General features: G+C 55.4%; 13 protein-coding genes. 11 read left to right on the plus strand and 2 right to left on the minus strand.

Going from position 1 to position 12,676, the window contains the following annotated elements; all coding sequences use genetic code 11:
* Positions 1–39: 39 nt before the first annotated feature.
* Positions 40–393: a LytTR family transcriptional regulator DNA-binding domain-containing protein gene (locus FHS19_RS09155; RefSeq protein WP_183581621.1), complete on the minus strand. Its 354-nt coding sequence runs from the start codon at positions 391–393 to the stop codon at positions 40–42.
* 234 nt (positions 394–627) lie between these two features.
* Between FHS19_RS09155 and FHS19_RS09160 the strand changes: the two genes are divergently transcribed.
* Entirely contained in the window at positions 628–1,212 is a 585-nt protein-coding gene (locus FHS19_RS09160) for an NADPH-dependent FMN reductase (protein WP_204797520.1), read from the plus strand.
* 156 nt (positions 1,213–1,368) lie between these two features.
* Here FHS19_RS09160 and FHS19_RS09165 read toward each other — a convergent pair whose 3' ends face one another.
* Entirely contained in the window at positions 1,369–2,442 is a 1,074-nt protein-coding gene (locus tag FHS19_RS09165; RefSeq protein ID WP_183581622.1) for a M42 family metallopeptidase, read from the minus strand.
* Between the two features lie 510 nt (positions 2,443–2,952).
* On the opposite strand from FHS19_RS09165, the gene spoVAC reads away from it, so the two are divergent.
* The 10 genes from spoVAC to yhbY all read left to right on the plus strand — a co-directional run bounded on the left by spoVAC (position 2,953) and on the right by yhbY (position 12,670).
* Positions 2,953–3,456 (plus strand): stage V sporulation protein AC, encoded by a 504-nt coding sequence (gene spoVAC / locus FHS19_RS09170; RefSeq protein WP_183581623.1) that lies wholly within the window; start codon positions 2,953–2,955, stop codon positions 3,454–3,456.
* Positions 3,453–4,475: a stage V sporulation protein AD gene (spoVAD, locus tag FHS19_RS09175; RefSeq protein WP_183581624.1), complete on the plus strand. Its 1,023-nt coding sequence runs from the start codon at positions 3,453–3,455 to the stop codon at positions 4,473–4,475. Before spoVAC ends, spoVAD begins: the two co-directional genes overlap by 4 nt.
* A gap of 3 nt (positions 4,476–4,478) precedes the next feature.
* The gene (gene spoVAE, locus FHS19_RS09180; protein ID WP_076169729.1) at positions 4,479–4,829 is read left to right on the plus strand and encodes a stage V sporulation protein AE; all 351 of its coding nucleotides are present in this window, start codon (positions 4,479–4,481) and stop codon (positions 4,827–4,829) included.
* A 376-nt stretch (positions 4,830–5,205) separates the two neighbouring features.
* Positions 5,206–6,162 carry an AAA family ATPase gene (locus FHS19_RS09185; RefSeq protein ID WP_183581625.1) on the plus strand — a complete coding sequence of 319 codons (957 nt, stop codon included), beginning with the start codon at positions 5,206–5,208 and terminating at the stop codon, positions 6,160–6,162.
* A 3-nt stretch (positions 6,163–6,165) separates the two neighbouring features.
* Positions 6,166–7,410 (plus strand): DUF58 domain-containing protein, encoded by a 1,245-nt coding sequence (locus FHS19_RS09190; RefSeq protein WP_183582861.1) that lies wholly within the window; start codon positions 6,166–6,168, stop codon positions 7,408–7,410.
* Positions 7,407–9,638 carry a transglutaminase TgpA family protein gene (locus tag FHS19_RS09195; RefSeq protein ID WP_246426532.1) on the plus strand — a complete coding sequence of 744 codons (2,232 nt, stop codon included), beginning with the start codon at positions 7,407–7,409 and terminating at the stop codon, positions 9,636–9,638. Before FHS19_RS09190 ends, FHS19_RS09195 begins: the two co-directional genes overlap by 4 nt.
* 119 nt (positions 9,639–9,757) lie before the next feature.
* On the plus strand, positions 9,758–10,285 hold the full coding sequence (locus FHS19_RS09200; protein ID WP_183581626.1) for a YqeG family HAD IIIA-type phosphatase: 528 nt from the start codon (positions 9,758–9,760) through the stop codon (positions 10,283–10,285).
* Positions 10,282–11,409: a ribosome biogenesis GTPase YqeH gene (yqeH, locus tag FHS19_RS09205; RefSeq protein ID WP_183581627.1), complete on the plus strand. Its 1,128-nt coding sequence runs from the start codon at positions 10,282–10,284 to the stop codon at positions 11,407–11,409. Before FHS19_RS09200 ends, yqeH begins: the two co-directional genes overlap by 4 nt.
* A 55-nt stretch (positions 11,410–11,464) precedes the next feature.
* Complete coding sequence (locus FHS19_RS09210; protein WP_183581628.1) at positions 11,465–12,337, plus strand: shikimate dehydrogenase; 873 nt, start codon at positions 11,465–11,467, stop codon at positions 12,335–12,337.
* 42 nt (positions 12,338–12,379) lie between these two features.
* Entirely contained in the window at positions 12,380–12,670 is a 291-nt protein-coding gene (gene yhbY / locus FHS19_RS09215) for a ribosome assembly RNA-binding protein YhbY (RefSeq protein ID WP_094598663.1), read from the plus strand.
* Positions 12,671–12,676: the final 6 nt, after the last annotated feature.

The following is a 12,676-nucleotide window of genomic DNA, read 5'->3' on the forward strand; positions in this document are numbered from 1 at the left end:
TGCTTTTTTTCTGTGATGACCCCTTGGTTTTGGTTGGTGTTATTTCTTCAGCGTCATATCCGTCAGCGGGCTGGACATCCGTTTCTTGATCTGCTCCAAAATGCGCTTGGAAACGGAAATGGTGCGGGGGTAAGCAAAATCATCGCGGAAGTGAAGGACGTTGCCTTCAAAGGAAGTAATTTTATTCACGTTGACATAGATGTTGGATGCGGCTCGGACAAAATTAGGCTGGGAGATCAAAGCGGAGATTTCCTGGCTCGTTAACCGTTTCTTGATAATATAGTTTCTGCCGTGGAAAATAACCTGTCCCTGACCGCCGACCTTAAAGAAAAACGCGTCCGTCACCGGATCAAACTGATGATATTCCTGCAGCACCTTGTCGGATGAAGTCATCTTACCAAAGCCCCCTTTTAGAAGATGATAAAGTGTTAGCGCTTTCAATTCTATCACACTTTTTAGTCCTGCATAAGAGCAAATTTGTGAATTTTATGATTTTTTTTGTGAACTTGGACAAAACGCTTCAACATATTGACTAAATATTGACCAAATTTTCCATTGCGCCCACAATAGTCATAGACGGCTGCGGCAAGCGCGGTCGCCTGTCAACGTCAGACCGAGAAAGGACGAATGCCCTTGAATCCAAGTCCTATGAAGATTACGGCGATTTCCGGAAGCCTCCGGAGACAATCGTCCAATACGAGCTTGCTCCACGCCCTCTTTCCGCTGGCGCCGGAAACGATGGAGATTTCGATATTTGAAGGCATCGGAGACTTGCCCCATTTTAACCCGGATGTGGACGGAGATGACCCGGCCCATCCGGTGGCACGGCTTCGGGACACGATCCGTCAGGCGGACGGCGTGATCATCAGCACCCCCGAATATGCCCATGGCGTCCCCGGCGTGCTGAAGAACGCGCTCGACTGGCTGGTATCGTCCGGAGAATTCGTCTACAAGCCCGTCGCTGTCGTCAGCGGATCGCCGATGGAAACCGGTGGAGAGAAGGCGCATCAGTCTCTGCTGATGACGCTTAGGATGATGACGGCTGAGCTGGTGGAAGGAGGATCGTTCACGGTTCCTTTTCTCAATCAGAAGCTTCGGGCCGGAGAGATTGTTGACGAGGGGCTGAACGAGCGGCTGAAGGGTATGCTCGGGAAGCTGGAAGAAGCTGTACGGCAGGCAGCTGCAAACGGCCTGGACGGATTCAGGTTATAAGGATAACAACATTTCTCTATAAAAAAGCCTGCGGCACCCCAAATCCTGGAATTTGGAGCGCGCAGGCTTTTCGTATTATCAGGTCGGACCTTATGGACGGGGAAGCATGCTTTTTAGCAAGCAGTGAGCTTACGCCGCCGGAGGGTCAGCTGTGGTTCAGGCATTTTCGATAATGGTGTTCAGCGTCGTGCGGTCGAGGCCTTTGACCAGCTTGGTCAGCAGCTCCTTGGCTGCATCGTAATCGTCGGTATGGATGATCGACGAAGACGTATGGATGTAGCGGGCGCAAATACCGATGACGGTGGACGGCACGCCGATTCCGCTCAAATGCACCTGCCCGGCGTCCGTGCCGCCAGGAGATACGAAATACTGATACTTAATGTTATGGGTATCCGCCGTATCCTGCACGTATTCCACGAGTCCGCGGTGGGTGATCATCGTCGGGTCGAAAATGCGGAGCAGCGCTCCCTGTCCGATATGGCCGAAGGCGCTCTTGTCGCCGGTCATATCATTGGCTGCGCTCGCATCCAGTGCGAAGAAAATATCCGGCTGGATAAGATTGGCCGACGTACGCGCGCCGCGAAGTCCCAGCTCTTCCTGGACCGTCGCGCCGCAGTACAGCGTATTCGGCAGCTTCTCCTGGTGTAGTGCCTCCAGCAGTTCGATCGCAAGACCGACCCCGTAACGGTTGTCCCAGGCTTTGGCCATAATTTTTTTCGGATTGGCCAGCGGCGTGAATTCGCAGACCGGCAGCACCTGAAGCCCTGGACGGATGCCGAAGGATTCGGCTTCCTCACGGTTATCCGCGCCGATGTCAATGTACATGGCTTTGATGTCCACCGGTTTGCTGCGCTGCGATTCATCCAGCAGGTGGGTTGGCGTCGATCCGACGACCCCGAATACCGGACCGGTCGGCGTTATGATCTGCAGCCGCTGGGAGAGCACGGCTTGGCTCCACCAGCCGCCGAGCGGCTGAAAGCGCACCATTCCGGCTTCGGTGATGCCAGTGACCAGAAAACCGACCTCGTCAAAATGGCCGGCCACCATGACCTTCGGGCCGTTCTCATCTCCACGGAGGACGCCGAACAGACTGCCGAGACGATCCTGTACGAACTCGTTCGTGAAAGGGGTAACCGTCTCCTTGAAATATGCGCGCAGGTCTTTTTCAAATCCGGAAGCCGCGGGGAATTCTGTCAGCTTGCGGAACATATCCTTCGTTTTTTGATCCATCGTACCTTATCTCCTTTATCATGTATGTGGTTATGTATATAGATTGAACTAAAGTTCTGCATTGAACTTCCTGTTATAACGGCCCCATAGAGGCCTATAACGTTCATTTCTTTAGTTCATTCTATAGTAGTTGACTTCAATTCTAGTATGAACCCACTTGATCCGATTGTCCACGATCGGCGGCAGAAGCACAAATGGCGAACCTGTTGAATAGGATATCCTGGACGGATGCCCTGAAGTCAGCCGGAAGGAGCCTGGTTATGGAACCGATATACATGGATCGCCGCCAAGAAAACATCCTGATCCTCGTATTGTTGATTTTGCTGGTCATTGTGCTTCTTTTCTTATTATAATCCGCCTGCCATGGATAACCCTCATTAAACAGCCGCCAGGTTTAAACATGAGCGCCCGGCTGCCTGGCGCTGTTTGCTGCACACCTTCTCATCATATACATAACTCTCCTGCAAATGACAAATAATGAAAAGGAATGATGAATAGGAGGTGCCTGTAATGCCTGCCAATACGAAGAACAGGGGAACCGGATTCAAGATCGATTCCTTGACACCCGAGGAATACAAATCCATCAGCAAAAAGCATTCTCCTTCGCGCAGCACATTCAAAAACTGTGTAAATGCTTTTGTGGTCGGAGGTTTGATTTGTCTGATCGGACAAGCGATTCAGCGGGCGTTCATGAGCTGGTTCGACATGACGGTCAAAGAAGCGGGCAATCCGACCGTTGCGGTGCTCATTATCATATCGGTCATCCTGACAAGCTTTGGCGTGTACGACAAAATCGCCCAGTGGGCCGGAGCGGGTACGGCGGTACCGGTTACAGGCTTCGCCAACTCCATGTGCTCCGCAGCGCTTGAGCATAAAGCGGAAGGCTACGTCCTTGGCGTAGGAGCCAGCATGTTCAAGCTCGCCGGCTCCGTAATCGTGTTCGGAACCGTCGCCGCCTTCGTCGTGGGACTCGTCTACGCTATCTTCGGTATTGAGGGAGTGCATCAGCCATGAAGCTGACCGGCCAGACCTGGGAGTTTGACACCAGGCCCGTTCTGATCGGAAGCGCCGCCGTCGTCGGTCCCGATGAGGGACAGGGCCCGCTGTCTCCCGATTTCGATTATGTGTACGACAATCTCGAGATCAATGAGAAGACATGGGAGAAGGCGGAGCGCAGGCTGCTGGAGCAGGCGGCCCAGCTGGCTGTCATCAAGTCGGGACTGGACAAGGAACAGATCCAGTTCTACGTAGGCGGGGACCTAATGAATCAGATCATCAGCAGCACGTTCTCCGCCCGCAAGCTTGGCGTGCCATACCTGGGTGTATTCGGGGCTTGCTCGACGTCCATGGAAAGCCTGGCAATTTCAGCCCTGATGGTCGACACGGGGGCCGCGGAACGGGTGATGGCCGGAACCGGCAGCCATAACTGCACGGCCGAGAAGCAGTTTCGGTATCCGACTGAATACGGCTCGCAGAAGCCGCCGACCGCCCAATACACAGTTACCGGGGCCGGCTGCGGCGTCATCGCCAAAGGCGGGCAGGGCCAAGCCGGCCCGAGGATCGCCAGGGCGACGATCGGCAGGATCATGGACCTGGGGGTCAAAGATCCGTTCAATATGGGCGCCGCGATGGCGCCCGCCGCTGCCGATACGATCGCCGCGCATTTCCGGGATACGGGGCTGTCTCCCGATTATTATGACTTGGTTGTGACCGGCGATCTGGCTTCCGTCGGTCTGCCGATTGCAAAGGAGCTGCTGGAGAAGCAAGGCTACCGGATGGACGAGACGAAATTCGGAGATTGCGGGCTCATGATTTATAACCGTGAGAAGCAGAAGGCCGTCCTGGCTGGCGGAAGCGGCTGCGGCTGCTCGGCGGCGGTGACCTACGGCCATTTGGTCAAACGGATGTTACAACACGAATTACATAAAGTGCTGGTCGTGGCGACCGGCTCGCTGCACTCCCCTTTATCGGTTCAGCAGGGAGAGAGCATCCCGTGCATCGCCCACGCCGTGGCGCTGGAAATGGAGGATTAACCAATGCAGTTTTTATGGGCGTTTATTATCGGCGGTCTGATTTGTGTCATCGGCCAGCTCATGATGGATTTGTTCAAGATGACGCCGGCGCATACGATGAGCACGCTGGTGGTGGCGGGAGCGGTGGCAGACGGTCTCGGCTGGTACGATCCCCTCGTCAAATTTGCCGGTGCCGGCGCTTCCGTTCCCATTACCAGCTTCGGCAGCTCGCTTGTTCACGGGGCGCTGTCGGAGCTTCAGAGGGACGGCTGGATCGGGGTTGTGACAGGCATCTTCGAGGTCACCAGCGCGGGGATATCAGCGGCGATTATCTTTTCGTTTATCGCCGCGCTGTTCGTCCGTCCTCGCGGGTAACTCCAAAAATCCGCCGTTTGCATTTCTTTGCTTAAACTAAAATGGAAAGCCTGAATAAACACCCCGGAATTGTGTATTCCGGGGTGTTTTGCTGTTCATTTCGGCGGGTATGTGGGGGTATACGACGATTTTAGGAAATGTGCCCAATATACTTTCTGTTCTTCCTTCATGTACAATGTAAAATATATACTTATATCGAATGAACTAAAGAAATGAATGTTATAGGCCACTATTGGGCCGTGCTAACAGGAAGTTAAATGCAAAACTTTAGTTCAATCTATACCTAATGTATTCAGCTATTTTACGATGTTATCGATTTACCAGTGAACGCATCTGCGAGCATGTTCATTGATTACGAATTCTAGGAGGAACTGATATGCCCGTACGCAGCGAATTTCTTCATATTATTGCAGCAGTAAGATCCAATCTCGAATCTTGCATATTGGGAAAATCATTTGAAATACAGCTCCTTCTAACCACTCTGCTTGCCGAAGGGCATGTTCTGATCGAAGATGTACCCGGAACGGGGAAGACGCAGCTCATCAAGGCACTCGCCCGGTCCATGAGCGGCGATTACCGGCGTGTCCAGTGCAACCCGGACATTCTGCCGAGCGATATTACCGGCGTTTCGGTGTTTCACCCCCGCGAGGAGCGGTTCTACTTCCGTCCGGGTCCGGTGATGACCAACATTCTTCTGGCCGACGAGATCAACCGTGCCACGACCAAGACCCAGTCGGCCCTGCTTGAGGTCATGGAAGAGCGCAACGTGACGGTGGACGGCGAAACGTATGAGCTTCCCCGTCCGTTCATGCTGTGCGCTACCCAGAACCCGATCGACTTTGAAGGCACTTACATGCTGCCCGAAGCGCAGCTTGACCGTTTTATGATGAAGATCAGCCTCGGCTACCCCGACGCGGCTACGGAAAAAAGCCTGCTGTACCAGCACAAGCAGGGCCAGCCGGTCGACCGGCTGACGCCGGTGACCAACATGGATCAGATCGCGGAGATGCAGCATGAAATCCGCAGCATTTATATCGACGAGGCGGTGACGGACTATCTGCTGAGCATCGTCCGCCGCACCCGGGAGCATGCCTCCGTCCTGCTCGGAGCCAGCCCGCGCGCTTCCCTGTCGTTCCTGAACGCGGTTAAGGCATTCGCTTTCCTGCAGCAGCGGGAGTACGTCCTTCCGGACGATATCAAGACGCTCGCTCCTTATGTTCTCGCCCACCGTATCATCCTTCGTCCGGAGTCCCGGCTGGATAACGTCAGTCCGGAATCCGTTCTGAAAAACATCCTTCAGCAGGTGCATGTGCCTGTGGCGATGGAGCGATAAATGATGACAAGGCTGTTAACCGGTATCCGATCCGGACTCAAAACCCCTAGGTATTGGGCCGTGCTGCTCGTATGGGTCGCCAGCCTGTTTTATGTTCTGTTTCAGGGGGGCAAGACGTCCCTGATGCTGTTTGTCATGATCAGCGTCATCGTGCTGTATTTGATCGTGCTTGGCATCAGCTGCGTCCGGCTGACCCGGGGAACGCGCCAGCTGTCCACCGAAAGGGGACAAGGCACCGTGCTTCACGCCGGCGAGCAGATCAAGGTCAGGCTCCATTTCTCGATTCCGGGATTTCTTCCGATGCCCTATATCATCATCCGTGAAGTCATGAAGCGGCATAATGGCGATTCCTGGTCGTTCGAGGAAAGCGTCATTCCCAATTACAGGGGCAGCGGTACGCTGATGTTCCAGACGCCGCCGCTGGAGCGGGGAAGATATTATTTTACCGAGACGGAATGCGTCAGTGAGGATATCTTCGGCTTTATCGAGCATAAAGGCCGTTTTCATGTGCCCGGCCAGTTTCGCGTGATGCCCCGAACCGTGTTTATCCCCGCCTGGAAGCTGTTCGACCGGAATTCCCCGCTTGCGGGACCGCAGACCGCCTCGGCGGCTTCACGCAAAGAAACGACTCAGATTAACGGCGTCCGCGATTATGTGTACGGGGACCGGATTTCACGGATTCACTGGAACGCCACCGCGAAGACCGGTCAGTGGAAGTCCAAGGAATTCGAGTACGATTCCGTCCCGAAAACGATGCTTCTGCTTGACGCTACGAAGGCTCATTACGGTTCCGACGCGCAGTTTGAGCTGGCCGTTTCCACGGCGGCATCACTGCTCGAGTATGGCGGGCGCGGCAGAATGAATATGGGCCTTGCTACCCTCGGCGACGCATTTAAATTGTTTCCGCCAAGCAGCGTGCAGGGAGACCGCCAGCGGATGATGCATCATCTGGTGGATCTGTCCGCCGACGGTTACGGCAAGCTGCTCCCGAAGCTGGAGCAGAACGCACGGTTTCTCCCGGCAGGGGCCTTCCTCGTTTTCATTTCGCCGGCCAGTGGCCAGCAGGTGCTGGAGATTCTGCGCTGGGCCGAGACCCGGGGCATGAGCTCTTCGCACATCCGGATCAGCTCCGGGCGTGACAAAGGCGTGGAAGGATGGGGAGCGTTGCTCGCATCCCGCGGAACCTTTGCGTGCAGCATTCAATCGCTGAGTGAGCTGCCGGCTGCATTAGGGGGTGGAAGGGTTTGATCAACTGGCTGTATTCGCTGCGCACCTCGTTTTTCCGCACCTTGTCTCTGGTGTGGTTGTGGATTATGGCGCTGCAGTGGATTTACTTTATGAACAACATATGGTACAGCGAAACGACGGCCATTGTCATGATTAGCGTGACGGTCATCACGGCGATCGAAATCGTGCTGCCGATCAAAAGCATTTACCGGTACGTGCTGCAAGGCATCGCCGTGCTATACATCATTCACCGGGAGTTGATCGCTTACTGGATTTACTTTCCGGCAGGAAGCCTGCCGAACCGGATCCAGCAGTTTACGGGCACCGCGCTGCCGTACCTCGGCTTTGCCGTAGGCGCTTGGATTCTGCTGCTGCTCAGCGCCAAGCTGGTCAACAACCAGCGCAGAATCCTCGTGTTCGCTGGCATGCTGATCGTGGCGTTCTCCATCCTAGATTCCTTCACCATGTACGATTTATGGAAGGAAGTTGCGTGGACGGTGTTTGCGGCGCTCGGCTGGCTGGTCAGCGAGCACTTCCGCCGCTTCCAGCTGAAATACCCGCATGGCTGGCGTTATCTTCGGCAGTACCCGCTGAAAATGCTGCTGAACGTGGCGGTCATTTTTTCGCTTGTGTTTGCGGTCGGCGTCAACATGCCGGAAGTGCCGCCATCCCTGACTGATCCCTATACGGCTTGGGTCGTCCAAGGCGAGACGGCTGCCACGGCTGGCGTTGACGGGGATCCGGGCGAATCGGTAATGAGGACTTCCTCGGGATACAGCCGCAACGATACCAAGCTCGGCGGAGGGTTCAATTTTGACTATACGCCGGTGATGGAAATCAGCTCGGACCAGCGAAGCTATTGGCGCGGGGAAACCCGCCGGCTGTATACCGGCAATGGCTGGGGGGACGAGCGCAATTCCGGCAGGGAGACCGATGAGGTGAAGGCGGATACGGAGCTTTCCGGCGAGAAACCGACGGCCGGCGATTCGATGACGGTAAGACAGACGGTTACGATGCTGAGCGACAATCAGTATCCCGTTTTGTTCGGTGCGTATAACCTGTCCAAGGTAGAGCTTATCGATGACGGGAAGAATACCGGCAGCCTCCGCTGGAACAGCTCCCAATCGGAGCTGCGCTGGACCGCTGAGTCAAGGCGGGACCGTTATCCGGAAACCTATACGGTGGTGTCCGAGGTTCCGGTCGTTTCGGAGGATGAAATCCGCCTGAAGTCGTTCGCCGACCTGTACGGCTCCCAAGGGACCGAGGATGCCTATCTGCAGGTGCCGAACGATTTTCCGAAGCGGACCCGCGACCTCGCGGAAGAAGTGACGGCTTCCGGAGAAACGCCGTATGAAAAAATCGGTCTGCTTCAAAACTATTTAACAACGCACTACACATACACGAACGAACCGGACTTGTCCAAAAAGGTTAGCGGCGATTTCGTCGACAGCTTCCTGTTTGAAATCAAGGAAGGATACTGCGATTATTTCTCGACTTCGATGGTGATGATGGCCCGTTCCCTCGGCATCCCGGCCCGGTGGGTCAAAGGGTATGCTCCCGGCCAGGTGCAGGGAAGCAGCGCCGACGTGCAGGTCCAAGGCGTGCAGGGCACTTCGGACTCCGGCGTGTATACGGTGACCAATGCCGACGCGCACTCGTGGGCCGAGGTCTATTTCGGGCCGTACGGCTGGATTCCGGTGGAAGCGACCCCCGGTTTCAGCATGCCGCTGCTCACGCATGACGCCCAAGCCCAAGATCAGGCCGAGCCGGAGGCAAAGCCTGAAGTGGAGGAAGACCAGCCTGAGCAGTCGCCGCAACCGGCAGCGCAAAGCGAGGATCGCGGACCGGCGGTCAAAATCGTATACGGCGCTTCCCTCCTCATCCTTGCAGCTTTTGCAGTGTATGTGCTGTGGCGGAATCGCCTCCAGCTCCGGTTCGGATGGCTCCGCCTTCGTACGGGACAGAAGCTGTCTCCCGACCAGAAGGTGATCGTCATGACCGAACGGTGGATCAAGCAGCTGCGCCGAAGAGGGCTCAAACGCGGCGCGGACGAAACGCTCCGGGAGTCGGTCAGCCGCTGGGAGGGACGGTCCCCGGCGCTCGGTTCCTTCCTGGAGCCGCTGCTGCAGCTGTTCGAGAAGGCGCGCTACAGCCCTTCGTCGGTGTCGGAATCGGAATGGAGAAGCGTCCATGCCCATGCCAAGGAATTGAAAGCTGCGATGAAAAAGATACCGAAGAAAGCAGCGTAACGGACTTGATAGAAGGCGCCCTCCGGGCGTTTTCTTTTTTGTTTCGCGCGAACATAAGTTTTTTACTAACTACGCAGATTATGGTATAGTTTGTCCTATGAAACTGAGGTGACATCAATTTGTTTGAAATGCTTATCCCGAAAATGAAGGTAAAAACGGTGTTTGATCTGGATTTGGAGCGGCTGTATTCGCAGGGATTCCGTGGAATCATTACGGATCTGGACAATACGCTGGTGGGTGCAAAGGCTCCCTTGGCCACACCCGAGCTGATCGCCTGGTTCGAGAAGGTGAAAAAGGCGGGATTCCAGCTTGTCATCGTATCCAATAACCAAATGGCGAGAGTATCGACTTTTGCCACCCCGCTGGACATCCGGTTTGTCCATGAAGCCCGCAAGCCGTCGAACGCGCCTTTCCGGAAAGCCATGCAGATGATGGACCTGAAGAGCGAGGAGACGATCGTGGTCGGCGACCAGATGCTGACCGACGTGTACGGCGGCAACCGGCTCGGCCTGTTTACCGTGCTGGTGCTCCCGATTTCCATTCAAGATGAAGGCTGGGGTACGCGCATGAACCGGCGTCTGGAGAAAATTGCGCTCGCACGATTGCGGAAAAAGGGATTATGGCTGGAGGAGGAACACCAACAATGAAAGACCCGATAGACGGCAGTCAAGCCGTAAAATGCAGCGGCTGCGGTATTGCCATCCAAACGGAGCAGCCTGAGCTTCCGGGGTATACCCCGGAGAAAGCGATGGACCGGGATCCGGTCATCTGCCAGCGCTGCTTCCGGATTAAAAACTACAACGAGGCTTCTTCCGTTGCCGTCGACCAGGATGAATTCCTGCGTCTGCTAAGCCAAATCGGCGGGAAGAACGCGCTCGTTATTCATATTGTAGACCTGTTCGATTTTGAAGGAAGCCTCATTTCAGGCCTGCAGCGGTTTGTCGGCAACAATCCGGTTATTCTTGCCGTGAACAAAATCGACCTTCTGCCCAAAGTGACGAACTGGAACAAGGTACTCAATTGGGTGCAGAAACAATGCAAGGAGCACGGCCTCAAGACGGAAGAAATCGTCCTTTGCAGCGCCAAGAAAAATCAGGGCTTCGACCGGCTGCTGGATACGGTCGGCTCCTATCGCGGAGACCGCGACGTCTATGTGGTGGGGGCAACCAATGTCGGCAAATCGACGCTGATCAACCGGCTGATTCGGGACTACAGCGATCTGGAGCAGGAGCTGACCGTTTCGCGTTATCCGGGAACGACCCTGGATATGGTCAACATTCCGCTCGACGACGGCCGCTTTATGATCGACACGCCGGGGATCGTATACCCTTGGCGTTACAGCGAGCTCGTCACCCGGGAAGATCTGGGCGCCGTCATGCCGGACAACCCGTTGAAGCCGGCCGTTTACCAGCTGAACGAAGGACAGACGCTGTTTTTCGGAGCCATGGCGCGGTTTGACTTTATTCAGGGTGAACGCCAATCGTTCACCTGCTTTGTCGGCAGCCGCGTAGGCATACACCGCACCAAGCTGGAGCGTGCCGATGAGCTGTACGCGGAGCATGCCGGAGAGCTGCTGTCTCCGCCGAACCGGGAGAACATCGGGAAGCTGCCGGAATGGACGAGGCATGAATTCCGCATCAAGCGCGGAACACGCATGGATCTGTTCGTCTCCGGATTGGGCTGGGTTAAAGTGAACAGCGACCAGGGAGCCCTGTGCGCTATTCATGCGCCGCGGGGAGTCAAGGTGCTGGCAAGGCCTTCTTTAATCTGACGCTGCCTTAGAACGTTGAACAAGCTGACAGGTGGGAGCAGGGAAAGGGGAAACCATGAATTTGGCTAAACCGGAGTTACTGAAACATACAGGGGAGCTGCTGCTGGGCGTCATCGGGAATCCGATCGCCCATTCGAAATCGCCCGTGATGCATAAGGCGGCGCTGGCCGCGCTCGGCATCCCGGGCGCCTATGTCCCGATGCGGGTAGCGCGGGAGCAGGTAGGAACGGCTTTGGAAGGAATCAAGGCGCTTGGCTTTCGGGGAATCAATGTCACGATTCCGCACAAGCTGGAAGTCATTCCGTTCCTGAACGAGCTGGACGAAACGGCCCTGAAGATCGGAGCCGTCAACACGATCGTGAATGACGGAGGCCACCTCACGGGGTATAATACAGACGGTATAGGTTACGTCCGTTCCCTGAAGGAGGAGGCCATCGCCGAGCTGAAAGGCAAAAACATTCTGGTGCTTGGAGCCGGGGGAGCCTCCCGAGGTATTGTATACGCTCTGACGCTGGAGCATCCGGACCGGATTTACGTCGCCAACCGGACGGCCGATAAAGCCCAGGCGCTGGCGGCCGAATGGAAAGAGCTGGCGGACATTCGCGGGATGGCCATGGACGGCGTTCCCGGCATGCTCAGTGAAGTTGACGTGATCATTAATACGACATCGGTCGGCATGCATCCGCATATGGACGGAACACCGCTCGATCCCGATCGGATCCCTCCGGGAATCGTGGTCAGCGACCTGATCTATAATCCGCTCAAGACCCGGCTGCTAGCCGACTGCGAGAAGAAAGGCTGCGTCATTCATGGCGGTCTCGGCATGTTTGTGAATCAGGGAGCATTTGCCCTGGAGTACTGGACCGGCCTGCCCGCCCCGGTAGAGGCGATGCGCAGCGCGGTTCTGGCCAGCATGAAGGAAACATGATTATCGAATTGTACATTGAAGATTAAGGAGTTTTGACATTTTATGTTAACAGGTAAGCAAAAACGCTATCTCCGGTCCCAGGCGCATCATTTGGACCCGATTTTTCAGGTTGGCAAGGGCGGAACCAATGACCAGTTAATCCGTCATATCGTCGAGGCGATCGAGAAGAGAGAGCTGATGAAGGTCAGCGTTCTCAATAACTGCTTGGAAGACAAGCACGAGATTGCCGAGGAATTGGCCGAAAAATCGGGCTCCGAACTGGTGCAGGTCATCGGCAGCACGATTATTTTATATAAAGAATCCAAAGATCATAAGCAGATTGAATTGCCATAACCGGGA

Source organism: Paenibacillus rhizosphaerae (genome assembly GCF_014192015.1).
Lineage (GTDB): Bacteria > Bacillota > Bacilli > Paenibacillales > Paenibacillaceae > Paenibacillus_AQ > Paenibacillus_AQ rhizosphaerae.